This window comes from Rathayibacter sp. AY1A7 (genome assembly GCF_002930845.1).
Classification (GTDB): domain Bacteria; phylum Actinomycetota; class Actinomycetes; order Actinomycetales; family Microbacteriaceae; genus Rathayibacter.
This window is the reverse complement of record NZ_PSTL01000003.1, coordinates 217,090-232,345: the sequence shown is the minus strand read 5'-3', so window position 1 is coordinate 232,345 and position 15,256 is coordinate 217,090. Positions and strand designations below refer to the sequence as shown.

Here is a 15,256-nt window from a genome sequence, read left to right as displayed (position 1 = left end):
CCGGTGAGCGTAGGCCGTCACCAAACGGGGCGCAGCGGGCACTCGGAGGCGCGTGGCACGTTCCGCGGTGCCGTTGGCACAGCTCGGCGGCACGGTCCACTGGCGCGTTCTGACGTTCTGGCGCGCCTGCCTCGTGAGCGTTCGCGCCCGGCCTCCCGAGGCGCTCCGCGAGGACGGATCATCGAGGTGCCGCGCCCCGTCCCCGCCCCGAAGGAGACCCGATGACCCCTGCCGACGCCGCCCCCGCCCTGCCCGCCGCCGCCCTCGTCTTCCCCCTGCTCGTCGGCGTCGCGCTGCTCGCCTCGGGCGCGACCGCCCTGCTCCGCGCCGCTGGTCCTCATGGCGTCCGGAGGCGCCTCGAGGAGTCCCGCGCCCGCGCCGCGGCCCTCGGCGGAGGCCCGGGCGCGCGCGGATGCAGCGCTCCCGGCGTCCTCCCGGCCTGCCTGCGGGTCGTCGTCGGCGCCCTCCTCCTGCTGGCCGCCGGCCCGGCCTACACCGCGGCCGCCCTCGTCGCCGCAGCCCTCTGCGCACTCGCCCTCGCGCACGCCGTCCGCCGCTTCGCCCAGGACTCGGAGGGCGACCCGCCCACCCCGGCCGCGGTCGCCGCCACGGCCGCGATGCTCGCCTTCGCCACCGTCGTCGCGGCCCAGGGGATCCTCGGATACACGGGCGTCCCGGCGCACCTCCGGGAGTTCGACCAGCAGGACCTGAGCTGGGCGGCCGCCCTCGTCGGAGTGGTCGCCGCGTGCGGCCTCCTGCAGCTGGCGGGACGCGCAGCGCAACCGGTGGCCGCACCGGCGGCGGGCGTCAGGCGGCGCGGCTGATGCTCGGAGCTCCGACGCTCGATGCGCCCCCGCACCTCGTCCTCGACGGCAGCGCGGTGCGGCTCGCGCCCGCCCGCGGCTCCGTCGCCGTGATCACCTTCTGGATGCAGTTCCACAACTCCGGCACCGCCGCCCTGCACGACCTCGCCCTGTTCTGCGGCTCCTTCACCGACGGCTCGGGCGTCGAGCTCGACTACGACGAGGCCCCGGTCACCGTTGTCGGCCGGCCCGAGCGGGTCGCCCCGGGAGCGGGATTCGTGGCCGTCGCGCACTACACGATCGCGCCCCTGCGGGCACCGCGGACGCTCCGCCACTCCATCGTGCTGCGGGGCCGCACGAGCGACGACCGGCCCTTCACCGACGTCGCCGCGCTCGAGGTCCACGTCGATCCGAGGCGCACCCCGGAGGTGCGGTTCCGCCCCCCGATGGCGGGATCCGACACCTTGCGGTGGAGGTGAGCGACGATGCGATCGCATGAAGACTTCTCACCACCGGCCCGGATCGGCCAGGGTAGAGGGATCGCGTCGTACGGAGGACGCGCCAGAGGAAAGGACTCCGCCGTGAGGGGAATCGCAGAAGGCAGCCGACCGATCGTCGATCGCGGGGTGTCCCGCCGGGACACCGCGGCGGCCGCGTGGCTGGCCCAGAGCGGCGTCGACGTCCGCGCGAACGGCGCGTTCCGCATCGTGGCCGACACCCTCTGCAGCGACGGCGTCGACGTGCTCCGGATCTGGCACTCGCCGGCCCGCCTGCACCGCACCTCCGCCATCGGCCCGGGCGTCCGCCTGATCATCCCGCTCGAGGGCGCGATCGTGATCCAGCCGGACGATCCGGCGGCACTCGAGGTCCGCGTCGCGCCGGGCGACATCGCCTTCCTCCACTGCGACTCCCCGTTCACGATCGTGACCGACACCCCGAGCGCCCGCACCGAGATCGCCCTCGACCGCCCGCTGCTGGGCCTGGTCGACTCGGCCGACCGCGGAGCCGTCGTCACCGAGGCCGACGCGGCCAGCCGCGGCATCCTGCTCTCGACCGTCAACGCGACCTTCGGCTCCACCCTCGACGCCGACTCCCCCGCCTTCCCCCTGGTGCGGGCCGCCGTCGAGCAGCTGGCGGGCGCTGTGCTGGCGACCTCGCTGCCGCGCGAGAGCAGCGAGGACGTCTACACGCGCGCCCTCGCCCTGATCGCCGCGATGTCCACCGACCCCCGCCTCTCGGTCCAGGAGATCTGCGAGCGCCTCGGCGTCCCGAAGCGGACGCTGCAGCGCACCTTCGCGCGGAACGGCACCACCGTGTTCGACGAGATCCGCCGCGCACGCCTCACGACCGCGCGCGCCCTCCTCGGCGGGAGCGACTCCCCGCCCTCGCCCGAGCACGTGCTGAGCAGCTACGTCCGCTCGCAGCGCCTGCGCCGCGACCTGCTCCACCTCGAGACGGTGCCCGCCTCGAAGCTGGGCTGACGCCGAGGGCGAAGCTCTCCGGGTCGACAGCCCTGTCGGCGGCCGGCGACAAATGCGCGGGCGCACGCCTCCGGTCCGGACGCTCCGGCTCGGAGGCACCGTCTCCGCAGCCGCCCCGCGCTCAGCCCGGGTACGGCACCGACGCCGCCGGCCACCCCGAGGCCGCGAGCTCCGCGCGCAGACGATGGTGGTGCTGCACGGCGCCGAGCGAGTCGGTGCGGAAGGCTATCGCGAGGGCCGCGTCGGCCCAGTAGGCGTCCCAGCCGGAGTAGCGCTCGAAGACGCGGTCGCCGACGGCGGCCAGCAGCTCCCAGGCCCGTGCCGCCGGGAGGTAGCCGGCGACGTAGGCGTAGCGGATCGCGCCGATCGTGCGCTCGGCGTCGCCCGCGAGCAGGAGGAGCGGCGGACGCCCGTCGACCGCCTGGGCGAGCTCGAGGAGGTGGAACTCGCTGCCGCCCGTGAGCGCGGCGACCCGGGAGCGCATCCGCTCGGCGTCGGCGGAGGCCGAGACCTCGGCGAAGCGGGTCGAGAGCGGCCCGCGGGTGAGCACGTCGGCGACCAGCAGCTCGACGTCGTCGGCCGAGGCGATGCGGAAGTCGCGGTCGAGCGCGACCCGGTGCTCGACGAGCGGATGCAGCGGCAGCTGCTGCCACGGCGCTCCCTTCGCTCCGTCGGCGTAGCGGCGCCGCAGCTCCTCCGGGAGCTCGGCCCAGGAGGGCTGGAACGCGAGGGAGGAGTTCCAGCCGGCGAACGAGAAGTCGCTGACCGCGTCGAGCGCGAGCAGCTGCTGCTGGCGGAGGGACGGGGTCGGCGAGCCGGCCGCGCCGAGGTACGCGAGCTGCTCGCGGCGCGGCGCGCGCGCATCCCACTGCTGGAAGCCGACCGTGGCGGCGAGCAGCCCGAAGGCCAGAGCGAACGCGAACGCCGTGAACGCGACGACGCTCTCGCCGCCGCCGAGCGCGAGCCCCCACGCGAAGCCGACCAGGCCCACCGGAGCCGCGAAAGCGGTCACCAGGAGGGCGCGGCGTCCGGCGCCCTGACCGCGGCGGTGCGCATCGGCCGCCCGCGCGTAGCGCAGCCGGGGTCGGACGGGGAACTCGACGTCTCCGGGATGGTTCTGCAGCGGCACGGTCGCAGCCTAGGGGGGCGGGTCCCGTCGATGTGTGCTTGCCTGGTCGCATGACTCTCGCCGAAGCACTCCTCGAGCGGGCCGACCTGCAGAAGCGGATCGAGGCCCTCCAGTCGCGGATCGTCGCGAACGCCTCCTACCAGGAGGGGGAGGAGCCGACCGAGGACCCGGCCGAGCTGCTCGCCGACTGCACGCGCGCACTGGGCGAGCTCGAGCGGCTGGTCACGGCGATCAACCTCACCAACGCGACGGCGACCACTACCACCGGAGAGGTGCTGACCGCGGCGCTCGCCCGGCGCGAGGCCCTGCGCGCCCGGCACAGCCTCCTGACCCGCGCGGCCGACGCGGCCGCCGGCGAGCGCGGCTACCGCCAGCTCCGGAGCGAGCTGCGCCGCCTGCCCGCGCTGCCGGTGCGGGAGCTGCGCGAGCAGGCGGACGCCGTGGCGCGCGAGCTGCGCGGGCTCGACGCCGACGTCCAGAGGACGAACTGGGGGGTCGAGCTGCAGAGCTGACACGAGACGCGGTGAGTCGGTAGGCGCACCGGAGCGAGCACGCACCGTCGGGCCGGCGGTTCATCCGGCCCTCTGTCACGCGGTGGGCAGCGTCCCGGCTCCGGCCGTCACTCACAGCCCAGCACCGAGGACCGGTGACCGCGCAGACAGGACACCTCATCACCATGTGCTGGCCGGTGCGCCGAGGGCGGGTTCGGGGACCTCACCGCGTCTCGGGCGCACGCGGACGCACGTCGGGTCGGGCCGGGATCTTCTCGAACGGGCGCGTTGACGCACGCCGGGCTCGGGGCAGCGGCTCCTCGAACGGGCACGTGGACGCCTGCCGGGTCCGGGCCGGTGTCCGGCCGCCCCCGCCCGGCCGCGCCCGCCCTCCCCGCCGCTCAGTACTCGATGCGCCCGCGCCGGTCGTGGAACTCGCCCGTCGGCCCGTCGGAGCCGAGCAGGGCGAGCGCGACGGTCGCGTCCGTGCCCTCGGTGACGGTCTGGTGCCCGCCGTGTCCGTTGAAGTCGGTCGCGGTGTATCCGGGGTCGCTCGCGTTGATCCGCATCGCCGGCAGGTTCTTCGCGTACTGCACGGTGAGCGCGACGACCGCCGCCTTCGACGCCGCGTAGGGGATCGCGGTGACGGGGAACTCGTCGTGGCCCTCGGTGCTCAGCCAGCGCGGCCAGCCGACTCCGGACGCCACGTTCACGACGACCGGGGCCGCGGAGGCCTGCAGCAGCGGGAGCGCGGCCTGTGTGACGCGGACGATGCCTACGACGTTCGTCTCGAGGACGCCCGCCATCGCCTCCGGGGTGAGGTCGTCGACGCCGAACGAGGTGCCGAGCACGCCGGCGTTGTTGACGAGCACGTCGAGCCCAGGCAGGGAGGCGATCGCGGAGTCGACGCTCGCCTGATCGGTGACGTCGAGGCGGACGGGGTGGGCGCCGAGCGCGCGGGCGGCGTCGCCGTCGGCGGTGTCGCGCATGCCGGCGTAGACGGTGTGGCCCGCCTCGAGGAGTCGGCGGGCGGTCTCGAGGCCGAGGGAGCGGTTCGCTCCGGTGATGAGTGTCGTGGTCATGCGCCCATCCTGCGCGGGTGGTCGGGCCTCGACCAGGCCGCGCTCGACGGGGGGACCGGCAGTACCTGGCTCGGCGACGGCGGGCGGAGGAGGATGGGCGGCATGGAGGAGTTCGCCACGGTGCTGCGCTCGTGGCGCGACCGCATCCGTCCCGCCGACGTCGGCCTGCCCGCGGGCTCGGGCCGCCGCGCCACGGGCCTGCGGCGCGAGGAGCTGGCGGCGCTCTCGGGAGTGAGCGTCGACTACCTGGTGCGGCTCGAGCAGGGACGCGCACGGAACCCGTCGCCGTCGATGCTCCGCTCTCTCGCGGTGGCGCTCCGGCTCACGGACAGCGAGCGCGACCACCTCTACCGGGTCGCCGGCGTCGCCGTCCCCTCGCCGGGCGTCGTGCCGCAGCACGTGAGCCCGGGCGTGCAGCGGATCGTCGACCGCCTGGGCGACGTGCCGCTCGCGGTGTTCACGGCGGCCCACGACATCCTGCTGTGGAACCCGCTCTGGGCCGCCCTCAACGGCGACCCCTCGGTGTTCACCGGGCTGGAGCGGAACCTCGTCTGGCGGCACTTCACCTCCGGACACGCGGGCACCGAGTTCGACGCGCAGCACGAGGAGGACTTCGCGAGCGACCTCGCGGCCGACCTGCGCGCGGCGACCGGGCGCTACCCGCGCGATCCGGCGCTCGCCGCCCTCGTCGCCCGGCTGCGCGAGGAGTCGCCCGAGTTCGAGCGGCGCTGGGCGGAGGCGCGCATCGCCGAGCACCGCGCGAGCCGGAAGACGGTGACGCGGACGCCCGTCGGACCGATCATGATCGACTGCGACGTGCTCACGGCTCCGGGCACCGACCTGCGGATCGTCGTCTACACGGTGGCGCCGGGCAGCGAGGACGAGGCGCGGCTCGACCTGCTGCGGGTGACGGGGCTGCAGGCGCTGAGCACGGCGCCGGCGTGAAGCGGACGGGCGCGGCTGGGGCGCGCACAGCGGGGCGGGGCGCTGGCTGAACCGGGCTGAGCTGAGTCGAGCGGGCTGAGCCGAGCCGAGCGGGGCGGGGCAGGCCGGGCTCGTCCCACGGCGGGCAGGACTCGGCGCGGCCGACGGCGCAACCTGCCGACGCGGGCGAGCGGTGGCGAGTGACGGCCGAGGTGGACGGCGAGACGCGTCCGCGGCGCCGGCGTCCGCGCCCCCGGACCCCCGCCTCCCCGCTCAGGACGCGCAGTACGCGGTGATGAACGCGTAGAGCTCGCCCTTCTGCTCGGGGGTCGCGGCGACGACGACGGTGCCCTGCCGGCCCGCGGTCTCGACGGTGACCGGCAGGCGCGTGCCGACCTTGTCCTCGGCGAGCGCGTGGGTGTCGCAGCGGGTGGGGACGGCGTCCAGGACCACGGAGCCGAGGGTCCCGGCGGGCACGGAGCGGTCGAGGGTCCAGGCGTCGGCGGCGTCGGGCGGCTGCAGGAGGATCGTGGCGTCGACGCTGCGGAGCACGACGGGGGTGCCCCGGACGTCAGCGGTGATGGTGAGGCGCGCCGGCTCGTGGGCGGCGCCTCCGGACGTGTCGATCCGCAGGGCGAGGTCGGCGTCGACGGTGCGGGCGAAGCAGCCGGACCGGGCGAGAGCGTCGACGAACGAGAACGGGTCGTCGGCGGGGTACGCGTGCTCGCCGTGGCCGTCGATGGCGAGGACGACCTCGAGCGCAGCGGGCGCCTCCGCGGCCGGGCAGGCGGGCTCGGGCACGTCGACGCGGAGGTCGCGCGAGGTCCCGTCGGGGACGCCCGTGCCGCCGGTCCAGGTGAGCGGGACGGCGAGGCGCGGGTCCACGAGGCGGGCCGCGGTGACCTCGATCGGGGCGCCGCTGCCGTTGTGGACCTCGAAGACCATGGTGCCGCCGGCGATGTCGGAGCGGTTCTGCTGGACAGAGACGGTGACCCCGGGAGCCGGGGCGGACGGGGCGGAGGAGCGGGCCGGGTCGGGGGTGGCCTGAGCCGGGGTGGCGGTGGTCGGAGCCACGGTGGCCGCCGCGGTGCCGCTCGGGGCGCCCGTCGCGCCTCCCGGCGCGCAGGCCGCGAGGGCGGGCAGGAGGAGCAGCGCGGCGGCGAGGGCGCGGAGGCGTCGCATCGTGCCTCCCTCCGCTCGCCGTCAGTCTGGCGCCCCGGCCCCCTCTCCGCGAGCGGGCGCTCCGCCTCCCCAGCTCGATCGATGCGTCACGAACGGTCGCCACGGCGGCCGGATGACGACCGTTCGTGACGCATCGCCGGAGCGACAGGGGGTGAGGACGGGGGACGCGCACCCATCCGGGTGTGCGTCCCCTCCGAAGAAGGTCGGGGAGTTCAGGAGGAGACAGATGGCACGCGGCAGATGGCACGTCGGCACGATCGTCGCGCGAGTGCGCGCATCCGCAGCGATCGGGGCCTCCGGGCTCGACGCGGTGGAGAGGGCGGAGCGCCGGGCCGAGGTCCTGCGCATCGCCGGAGGAGTCGACTCCGGTCGTCTCGGCGACGACCAGGCGATCGCGGCGTTCGGCCGGATCGTCGACGGCCTGCAGAGCGACCTGCCCGGCTCGGCGCTCGGCGTCTAGCCCGCGAGGCCGGCGTCCCGGTACCCGCCCGGAGCGGACACCCGCCGGGCCGACATCCCGAGCCTCCGCGCGGCGCTGAGATCCGCCGGGCGAGCGTGCCGACGGCCCACTGGGCGCGGAGACCCGGCACCCCGAGCACCCGCGCGCCGCGGAGCCCCGCTACCCCAGCGTCCCGAGCGCGATCCGCGGCAGCAGCCGCTGGATCGCGACGGCCGCCGCGCCGCGCGCCCACTCCACGAGCCCGCCGTCGTCGACGAGCAGCGCCAGGGGCGGAGCGTCCGGGTCGCGCGTGGCCGCGATCGCGGCGTCCACCACCGCGGCCTGCTCCGTGTAGAGGGCGACGCCCTCCCCGGCCAGGATCACCGTGCCGGACATCGAGAGGTTGCCGATCGCGGCGATCATCGTCCCGAGCGCGTTGCCGGAGTCGGCGAGGATGCGCTCGGCACCGGGGTCGCCCGCGCGAGCGGCGGCGAAGCCCTCGGCCAGGGTCAGCTCGCGGCCGGTGGCGACGAAGAGCTGGCGGAGGAGCGAGGGCAGGCTGAGCATCGCGGTCGAGCAGCCGCGGTGGCCAGCCTCGCAGACGGGGCCGGTGGGATCCAGCGGGTAGTGGCCGCCCAGGCCGAGCCCCGCCTCCGGGGGCGCGACCACCCGGTCGTGCACCACCAGTCCGTAGCCCACGCCCGCGCCGACGGTGAGCACCGCGAAGTGCGGGATGCCGCGGCCGCGTCCGAACCAGTGCTCGGCTCCCGTGAGCGCGACCACGTCGTTCTCGAGGGCGACCGGCAGCCCGAGGGCGGCGGAGAGCGGAGCGGCGAGGTCGACGTCGCGCCAGCCGAGGAACGGCGCGCGGCTCACCCGGCCGTCGGCGGCGATGCTCCCGCCGAGCGTCACGCCCAGGCCGGCGAAGGCGGAGGGGCCGCCGAGCTCGTCGACGACCGAGACGATCGCGGCGATCACGTCGGCGGGCTCCGTGCCCGGCAGCGGGCGGACCAGCTCCCGCTCGGTCCGCGCGCGCAGGTCGGTGCGGACGGCGAGGACCTCGGTGCCGGTGATCTTCACGCCCGCGAAGCTCAGCGCGTCGGCGCGGATGTCGAGCGGTCGGGCGGGGCGGCCGACTCCGGTGCTCTGCTCGGGGCCCTCGACGACCAGGCCGCCGTCGAGGAACGGGCGCGCGAGCCGGGTCAGGCTGGCGGGCGAGAGGCCGAGGCGGCGGCCGAGCTCGGCCCGCGAGACGGGACCGTGGATCAGGACCTCGCGCGCCAGGAGCTCGGAGGAGCTCCCGGAGGCGTCCTCGGCGACGATGGTGTCGGTCACGGGGCTCCTTCTTTCCGGCCTGGTAGAAAGCTACCGGCACTGCGCCGAACCAGGAACGGATCCGGCCACTCCTGCCGCTCTTGACACCCCTATTACTTCTGCTCTAGAAATAAGCCATGCACCGCAGCATCGCCCCCACGAACGACTCCGTGACCCTCTCCGGCCGGGAATCGCGCCTCTTCCACTTGCAGGACGGGGGCACCAGCGTCGTCGTCGACGCCCGCCTCGTCACCTTCCCCACTATCGTGCACTGGGGCGCCGCGCTCGGAGATCTTTCCGCCGCCGAACTATCCGCCCTGGCAGACGCCGCCCTCCCCCAGCGCGTCTCGGGCGGGCTCGACGCCTTCGCGCCATTCGGGCTCGTCGCCGTCGAGGCCGACGGCTGGCAGCACGCCCCCACCTTCGAGGGCACCCACGAGCGCGCGGCCGCGTCGGAGCGGTTCGAGGTCGAGAGCATCGAGGCGCTCGGCTCCGCCCTCCGGACCGTCGCCACCGGCGCGGGCGTGCGCCTGACCGTGGACCTCGAGGTCGACGCGGCCGGCCTGCTCACCCAGCGCGCCCGGGTCGAGAACCTCGACGCCCGCCCGTTCCGCCTCGAGCGCTTCGAGCTCGGCTTCCCGCTCCCCGCGACCGCGCGCGAGATCCTCGACACCACCGGGCACCACCTCCGCGAGCGCCACCCGCAGCGCCGCCCGCTGACCATCGGCGAGCACACCCGCCGCACCCGCCGCGGCCGCCCCGGCGCCGACGCGACCCTCCTCCTCGCCGCGGGCACGCCCGGCTTCGGCTGGGAGCGCGGGCTCGTGCACGGCATCCACCTCGGCTGGAGCGGCGACACCTCGCTCCGCGCCGAGCGCACCGTCGAGGGCGTCTCGCTCCTCGCGGCCGGCGAGCTGCTGCGGCCCGCCGAGATCGAGCTCCTGCAGGGCGAGAGCTACGAGACCCCGGTCGCCTACGGCTCCTGGGGCGACGGGCTCAGCGCTCTGCAGGCCCGGTTCCACGCGTCGCTCCGCGCTCGCCCGCAGCACCCCGTCGCTCCGCGGCCCGTCACCCTCAACACCTGGGAGGCCGTCTACTTCGACCACGACCTCGCTCGCCTCACCGCCCTCGCCGAGCGGGCCGCGCGGATCGGGGTCGAGCGCTTCGTGCTCGACGACGGCTGGTTCCTCGGCCGCCGCGACGACACCGCCGCGCTCGGCGACTGGACCGTCGACCCCGCGGTCTGGCCGGAGGGCCTCACCCCGCTGACGGACGTCGTCACCGGCCTGGGCATGCAGTTCGGCCTCTGGGTGGAGCCCGAGATGATCAGCCCCGACTCCGACCTGGCTCGCGCGCACCCGGAGTGGATCCTCGGCCCGGCCGGCCACCTCCCTGCCTCGGGGCGGCAGCAGCAGGTCCTCGACCTCTCGCAGCGCGGCGCGTTCGAGCACGTGCTCGACGCCCTCGACGCGCTGCTGACCGAGTACCCGATCGCTTACCTCAAGTGGGACCACAACCGCGACGTGATCGAGGCGGTCTCGCCCGCCACCGGCCGCTCCGCCGTCCACGAGAACGTGCTCGCGCTCTACCGCCTGCTCGACGAGCTGCGCTCCCGGCACCCCGGCGTCGAGATCGAGTCGTGCGCCTCCGGGGGCGCCCGCGTCGACCTCGGGATCCTCGCCCGCACCGACCGCATCTGGACGAGCGACTGCATCGACCCGCTCGAGCGGCAGACCATCCAGCCCTTCACCCAGCTGGTGGTGCCGCCCGAGCTGATGGGGCAGCACATCGGAGGGCCGCGGTCGCACTCGACGCAGCGCACCCACTCGCTCGCCTTCCGCGCCGGCACCGCGCTGCCCGGCCACCTCGGCATCGAGTGGGACGTCTCGGATCTCGCCCCCGCCGTCGAGGAGGAGCTGACCGCCTGGGTCGCCTTCCACCGCGAGCACCGGGCGCTGCTGCACACCGGGACGGTCGTGCGCGCCGACCTCGCCGACGACGCCGCCTCGCTCTCCGGAGTCGTCGCCGCCGACCGCTCCGCCGCCCTCTTCACCTTCGCCCAGCTGCGCACCGGCGAGACCTACCCGCCCGGACGGATCACGCTCCCGGGCCTGGACCCGGAGCGCACCTACTCCGTAGCGCTCGCCCCGGTCACGTCGCCGCTCGGCGGCCCCGGGCAGTCGCCGCTCGGCTGGGCCGAGCACGGGACCGCGCTCCGCGGCCGCGTACTGGGCACCGTCGGGCTCCGGGCCCCCGTCCTCGATCCGGAGCAGCTCGTCGTGCTCGTGCTCACCGCCCTCTGACCCGCCCTCCCGACTCCGGAGCCGACCCGCTCCCCCGCCGCCGCACCTGCTCTCGCACCGCCCTCCGCGGTCGAGCGCGCCCTGAGACCTGTCCCCACGCGCAAGGAGGCGCCGCATGTCCGCTCATCCGCATCCCCCCGGGTTCTCCCGGCGGCTGTTCCTCTCGGTGCCGCTCGCCGCGGCGTCCGCCGCGGCCCTCGCCTCCTGCGCCTCCCCCGGCGCCGGCGACGGAGTGACCACGCTCGACTTCTTCCAGTTCAAGGCGGAGGCGGTGGAGGACTTCGCGCGGATCATCCGCGAGTTCGAGGCGGCCAACCCGGACATCCGGGTCATCGCCAACAACGTGCCCGACCCCGACACGGCCATCCGCACTCTGCTCGTCAAGGACAAGGTGCCGGACGTGCTGACCCTGAACGGCAGCGGCTACTACGCCGACCTCGCGAAGGCCGGCGTGTTCCACGACTTCACCGGCGACGAGCTGGTCGAGCGGGTGAACCCGGCGGCCCTCGACATCCTCGCCGCCCTCGGCAGCTTCGAGGGGAAGGAGGTGAACGCGCTCGCCTTCGCGAACAACGCGGACGGGATCCTCTACAACCGCACGATCTTCGCCGAGAACGGGATCGAGGTGCCGACCACCTGGGGAGAGCTGATCGCCGTCTGCGAGACGCTCACCGCCGCCGGGATCACTCCCTTCTACGGCGCCCTGCTCGACAACTGGACCGGTGCCCCCGCCTTCAACGCGCTCGGCGGGCAGCTGCAGCCGGACGGCTTCTTCGACGCGATGCGCGAGGAGGGAGCGGCACTCGGCCCCGACTCCCCCGTCTCGTTCACGAAGGACTACGCCACGACGATGGAGCGGCTCGGGCAGCTCTTCTCGTACACGCAGGAGGGCTCGTTCGGCCGCGGCTACGACGACGGCAACCAGGCCTTCGCCGCGGGCGAGGCGGCCATGTACCCGCAGGGCATCTGGGCGATCAACCCGGTGCGCACGAACAACCCGGACATCGACCTCGGCGTCTTCCCCTACCCGGTGCTCGACGACCCGGCGGACACGCGGGTCACCTCGGGCGTCGACGTGGCCGTCGCCATCGGCCGCGGCACTCCGAAGCTCGACGCGGCCCGCCGCTTCGTCGACTTCCTGCTGACCCCCGGAGTCGTCGAGCCGTACGTCGCGAGCCAGGCCGCCTTCTCGCCGCTGGTCGGCGCCGCACCCAACTCGGACCCCACGCTGGCCGAGCTGCAGCCCTACTTCGAGCAGGGACGGCTGATCGGCTTCGTCGACCACCAGATCCCCGCGAGCATCCCGCTCAACCCCACGCTCCAGGCGTTCCTCGCCAGCGGGGACGCCGACGCGGCGCTCCGGACCCTCGACAGTGAGTGGCGCAAAGTCGCGGCACGCACGACCAGGAAGTGACCCCATGACCACGACCACGACGGCCGCCGCCCAGGCGGTGGCGACCACTCCTCCGCCGCCCGCGCGCCGCAAGCGCACCATCGGGCGCACCTCGAAGACCTTCTACTGGATGACGGTCCCCGCCGTCCTGCTCTTCTTCGTGCTCCACACGGTCCCGGTCCTCACCGGAATCTTCTTCAGCTTCACGGACTACGCGGGCTACGGCTCGTGGGACCTGATCGGCGCCTCGAACTACCTCGCGCTCCTCCAGGACGACCGTGTCTGGAAGGCCTACGGGTTCACCTTCGGCTTCGCGATCGTGGCGACCGTGCTGGTGAACGTGATCTCGCTCGCCATCGCCGTCGCCCTCAACGCGCGGATCAAGTTCCAGACGGCGTTCCGCGGGATCTACTTCATCCCCTACGTGCTCTCGACCCTGGTCATCGGCTACGTGTTCCAGTACCTCTTCGCGAACTCGCTGCCGCAGATCCTCGGCGCGATCCCGGTGATCGGCGAGAACATCCTCGCGAACGCCGACTGGGCGTGGGTGGCGATCGTGGTGCTGGCGGTCTGGCAGGCCTCGGCCTTCTCGATCATCATCTACCTCGCCGGACTCCAGACGATCCCGGGCGAGCTCTACGAGGCGACCTCGCTCGACGGAGCGGGGAGGTGGCGGCAGTTCACCTCGATCACGTTCCCGCTGATCGCCTCCTTCTTCACGATCAACATGGTCATCTCGATGAAGAACTTCCTCCAGGTTTTCGACCACATCATCGCCCTCACCAACGGCGGTCCCGGCACCTCGACGGAGTCGATCACGCTGCTGATCTACCGCGGCGGCTTCCAGGGCGGCGAGTACGCGTATCAGACGGCCAACGCCGTCCTCTACTTCCTCATCATCATCGTGGTCTCGCTGATCCAGTTCCGAGTCCTCAGCCGCAGAGAGGCGTCGTTCTGATGACATCGACCATCACCCCCACGACCGCGATCGCCCTCGGCGAGCCCGAGGGGCGGCGCCGGCCCTCCCGCGACACCTACCGGATCAACTGGTGGGCGACCGCGCTCATCGCGGTCTGCTCGCTGACGATCCTCCTGCCGCTCTACTTCGCCGTCGTGACCGCGCTGAAGACGCCCGACCAGCTCGGCGGCACCGGGTTCGAGCTGCCGACCTCGATCTCGTGGGGCAACTTCGCCGAGGCGTGGACGGCGACCCGCTTCCCGCAGGCCTTCGTGAACACCGCGCTGATCACGGTCGGAGCCGTCGTGCTGACGCTGTTCTCGAACTCGATGGTCGCCTACGCGGTCGCCCGGAACATGCACAGGCCGTTCTTCAAGGGCGTCTACTTCTACCTGCTCGCCGCGGTCTTCGTGCCGTTCCCGATCATCATGCTGCCGGTGGTGAAGGAGACGGCCCTGCTGGGCCTGGACAACCAGGCCGGGCTGATCCTGCTCTACGCCGTGTTCGGGCTCTCGATCAACACGTTCATCTACACGGCCTTCATCCGCTCGATCCCCATCGAGCTCGAGGAGGCGGCGCGCACCGACGGCGCCTCGACCTGGCGGACCTACTGGCAGGTGATCTTCCCGCTGCTCGGCCCGATGAACGCGACCGTCGGGATCCTGACCTGCGTGTGGGCGTGGAACGACTTCATCCTGCCGCTCGTGGTGCTCTCGGACCCGTCCGCCCGCACCCTGCCGCTGGCCGAGTACGTCTTCCAGGGGCAGTTCAACACGAACTACACCGTCGCCTTCGCGTCCTACCTGATGGCGATGGCGCCGCTGCTGATCGTGTACCTCTTCGCGCAGCGCTGGGTGGTCAGCGGAGTGATGCGCGGGTCGATCAAGTAGCGGTCGCGGCGAGCGCCGCCTCGAGCAGGTCCGTGAGCACGGTGCCTCGCGAGCCCGCGTCCTCCGGGTGCCACTGCACGCACCAGAGCGGCGCGGACTCGTGCTCGAGGGCCTCGACGGTGCCGTCGTCGGCGCGGCCGACCACGACGAGGCCCTCGCCCGGACGGTCGACGGCCTGGTGGTGGGAGCTGCGGACGACGAGCTCCGCGGCGCCGAGGATGCCGGCGAGGGCGCTGCCCGGCTCGAGCGCCACGCGGTGGTCGACCATCCCCGACAGGTGCTCGCCGGGGACCGACCGGCCGACGTGACCCGCGCCGGGCAGGTGCTGCACGAGGTCGCCGCCGAGGGCGACGTTGACCAGCTGCATCCCGCGGCAGATCCCGACCAGCGGGGTCCGCGTCTCGACGGCACGGCGGACGAGCGCGATCTGCGCGCGGTCGGCCGCGGGGAAGGACTGGCCTCGGTGCGGGTCGTCGGGTCGGCCGCCGTAGAGGGACGGGTCGACGTCCTCCCCTCCGGTGACCACGACGGCGTCGGCGGCGGCGAGCCGGCGCTCGAGCTCGGCGGCGCCGGCCTGCTCGGCAGGGATGCGGTCGACCACGAAGCCCGCGGCGGTGGCGGCCGTGACGACGCTCGCGGTCAGCAGCTGCAGCTCGATCTCGAACTCGGGATCCTCGCGGCCGCCGTCGGCGACGTCGACGACGAGCAGGACGGGGCGGTCGGAGGCCATGCGGACATCGTGCCACCCGGCCGGCTCCTGCAGAACGTCGGCGGAGAGGAGGGCCTGTGCGTCGGCGGGCGAGGGACCGCGCTCTCGGCGTGCGTTCTGCAGGAGCCCGCAGACCTCTCCCGGGGTCTGGTCAGGAT

15 protein-coding genes are annotated in these 15,256 nt (G+C 74.1%); 10 read left to right on the top strand and 5 right to left on the bottom strand.

Features of this window, described 5'->3' with window-relative positions; genetic code table 11:
- Positions 1-221 precede the first annotated feature (221 nt).
- From C5B95_RS04790 to C5B95_RS04780, 3 genes are all read left to right on the top strand, one after another.
- Entirely contained in the window at positions 222-824 is a 603-nt protein-coding gene (locus C5B95_RS04790; RefSeq protein WP_104348602.1) for a hypothetical protein, read from the top strand.
- Entirely contained in the window at positions 824-1,282 is a 459-nt protein-coding gene (locus tag C5B95_RS04785; protein ID WP_104282897.1) for a hypothetical protein, read from the top strand. Before C5B95_RS04790 ends, C5B95_RS04785 begins: the two co-directional genes overlap by 1 nt.
- A 147-nt stretch (positions 1,283-1,429) precedes the next feature.
- Positions 1,430-2,284 (top strand): helix-turn-helix domain-containing protein, encoded by an 855-nt coding sequence (locus tag C5B95_RS04780; protein ID WP_146085188.1) that lies wholly within the window; start codon positions 1,430-1,432, stop codon positions 2,282-2,284.
- Between the two features lie 121 nt (positions 2,285-2,405).
- Here C5B95_RS04780 and C5B95_RS04775 read toward each other — a convergent pair whose 3' ends face one another.
- Positions 2,406-3,413 carry a DUF1266 domain-containing protein gene (locus tag C5B95_RS04775; RefSeq protein ID WP_104314648.1) on the bottom strand — a complete coding sequence of 336 codons (1,008 nt, stop codon included), beginning with the start codon at positions 3,411-3,413 and terminating at the stop codon, positions 2,406-2,408.
- 50 nt (positions 3,414-3,463) lie between these two features.
- Between C5B95_RS04775 and C5B95_RS04770 the strand changes: the two genes are divergently transcribed.
- Positions 3,464-3,925, top strand: a complete 462-nt coding sequence (locus C5B95_RS04770; protein WP_104325639.1) for a DIP1984 family protein — start codon at positions 3,464-3,466, stop codon at positions 3,923-3,925.
- Between the two features lie 380 nt (positions 3,926-4,305).
- On the opposite strand, the gene C5B95_RS04765 is transcribed toward C5B95_RS04770, so the two are convergent.
- Positions 4,306-4,986, bottom strand: a complete 681-nt coding sequence (locus C5B95_RS04765; RefSeq protein WP_104232897.1) for an SDR family NAD(P)-dependent oxidoreductase — start codon at positions 4,984-4,986, stop codon at positions 4,306-4,308.
- Between the two features lie 102 nt (positions 4,987-5,088).
- On the opposite strand from C5B95_RS04765, the gene C5B95_RS04760 reads away from it, so the two are divergent.
- Positions 5,089-5,931: a helix-turn-helix transcriptional regulator gene (locus C5B95_RS04760; RefSeq protein ID WP_104348601.1), complete on the top strand. Its 843-nt coding sequence runs from the start codon at positions 5,089-5,091 to the stop codon at positions 5,929-5,931.
- 252 nt (positions 5,932-6,183) lie between these two features.
- Here the strand turns inward: C5B95_RS04760 and C5B95_RS04755 are convergent, their stop codons facing one another.
- The gene (locus C5B95_RS04755) at positions 6,184-7,092 is read right to left on the bottom strand and encodes a hypothetical protein (protein WP_104348600.1); all 909 of its coding nucleotides are present in this window, start codon (positions 7,090-7,092) and stop codon (positions 6,184-6,186) included.
- Between the two features lie 226 nt (positions 7,093-7,318).
- On the opposite strand from C5B95_RS04755, the gene C5B95_RS04750 reads away from it, so the two are divergent.
- Positions 7,319-7,552 (top strand): hypothetical protein, encoded by a 234-nt coding sequence (locus tag C5B95_RS04750; RefSeq protein ID WP_104232900.1) that lies wholly within the window; start codon positions 7,319-7,321, stop codon positions 7,550-7,552.
- 159 nt (positions 7,553-7,711) lie between these two features.
- Here C5B95_RS04750 and C5B95_RS04745 read toward each other — a convergent pair whose 3' ends face one another.
- A complete protein-coding gene (locus C5B95_RS04745; protein ID WP_104348599.1) occupies positions 7,712-8,866 on the bottom strand; it encodes an ROK family transcriptional regulator in 1,155 nt (384 codons plus the stop codon).
- A 116-nt stretch (positions 8,867-8,982) separates the two neighbouring features.
- Between C5B95_RS04745 and C5B95_RS04740 the strand changes: the two genes are divergently transcribed.
- The 4 genes from C5B95_RS04740 to C5B95_RS04725 all read left to right on the top strand — a co-directional run bounded on the left by C5B95_RS04740 (position 8,983) and on the right by C5B95_RS04725 (position 14,389).
- Complete coding sequence (locus tag C5B95_RS04740) at positions 8,983-11,148, top strand: alpha-galactosidase (protein ID WP_104348598.1); 2,166 nt, start codon at positions 8,983-8,985, stop codon at positions 11,146-11,148.
- 115 nt (positions 11,149-11,263) lie between these two features.
- Complete coding sequence (locus C5B95_RS04735; protein ID WP_104348597.1) at positions 11,264-12,562, top strand: ABC transporter substrate-binding protein; 1,299 nt, start codon at positions 11,264-11,266, stop codon at positions 12,560-12,562.
- Between the two features lie 4 nt (positions 12,563-12,566).
- Complete coding sequence (locus tag C5B95_RS04730; protein ID WP_104225874.1) at positions 12,567-13,499, top strand: carbohydrate ABC transporter permease; 933 nt, start codon at positions 12,567-12,569, stop codon at positions 13,497-13,499.
- Positions 13,499-14,389 (top strand): carbohydrate ABC transporter permease, encoded by an 891-nt coding sequence (locus tag C5B95_RS04725; RefSeq protein WP_347877594.1) that lies wholly within the window; start codon positions 13,499-13,501, stop codon positions 14,387-14,389. Before C5B95_RS04730 ends, C5B95_RS04725 begins: the two co-directional genes overlap by 1 nt.
- Here the strand turns inward: C5B95_RS04725 and C5B95_RS04720 are convergent.
- Positions 14,382-15,119, bottom strand: a complete 738-nt coding sequence (locus C5B95_RS04720; protein ID WP_104348596.1) for a gamma-glutamyl-gamma-aminobutyrate hydrolase family protein — start codon at positions 15,117-15,119, stop codon at positions 14,382-14,384. The two genes, C5B95_RS04725 and C5B95_RS04720, sit on opposite strands and share 8 nt — an antisense overlap.
- Positions 15,120-15,256 lie beyond the last annotated feature (137 nt).

Bases quoted from the DNA above. Each gene is read 5' to 3' on its own strand.
- C5B95_RS04790 (WP_104348602.1), top strand. From the start codon at position 222: ATGACCCCTGCCGACGCCGCCCCCGCCCTGCCCGCCGCCGCCCTCGTC.
- C5B95_RS04785 (WP_104282897.1), top strand. From the start codon at position 824: ATGCTCGGAGCTCCGACGCTCGATGCGCCCCCGCACCTCGTCCTCGAC.
- C5B95_RS04770 (WP_104325639.1), top strand. From the start codon at position 3,464: ATGACTCTCGCCGAAGCACTCCTCGAGCGGGCCGACCTGCAGAAGCGG.
- C5B95_RS04765 (WP_104232897.1), bottom strand. From the start codon at position 4,986: ATGACCACGACACTCATCACCGGAGCGAACCGCTCCCTCGGCCTCGAG.
- C5B95_RS04760 (WP_104348601.1), top strand. From the start codon at position 5,089: ATGGAGGAGTTCGCCACGGTGCTGCGCTCGTGGCGCGACCGCATCCGT.
- C5B95_RS04755 (WP_104348600.1), bottom strand. From the start codon at position 7,092: ATGCGACGCCTCCGCGCCCTCGCCGCCGCGCTGCTCCTCCTGCCCGCC.
- C5B95_RS04750 (WP_104232900.1), top strand. From the start codon at position 7,319: ATGGCACGCGGCAGATGGCACGTCGGCACGATCGTCGCGCGAGTGCGC.
- C5B95_RS04740 (WP_104348598.1), top strand. From the start codon at position 8,983: ATGCACCGCAGCATCGCCCCCACGAACGACTCCGTGACCCTCTCCGGC.
- C5B95_RS04735 (WP_104348597.1), top strand. From the start codon at position 11,264: ATGTCCGCTCATCCGCATCCCCCCGGGTTCTCCCGGCGGCTGTTCCTC.
- C5B95_RS04730 (WP_104225874.1), top strand. From the start codon at position 12,567: ATGACCACGACCACGACGGCCGCCGCCCAGGCGGTGGCGACCACTCCT.
- C5B95_RS04725 (WP_347877594.1), top strand. From the start codon at position 13,499: ATGACATCGACCATCACCCCCACGACCGCGATCGCCCTCGGCGAGCCC.
- C5B95_RS04720 (WP_104348596.1), bottom strand. From the start codon at position 15,119: ATGGCCTCCGACCGCCCCGTCCTGCTCGTCGTCGACGTCGCCGACGGC.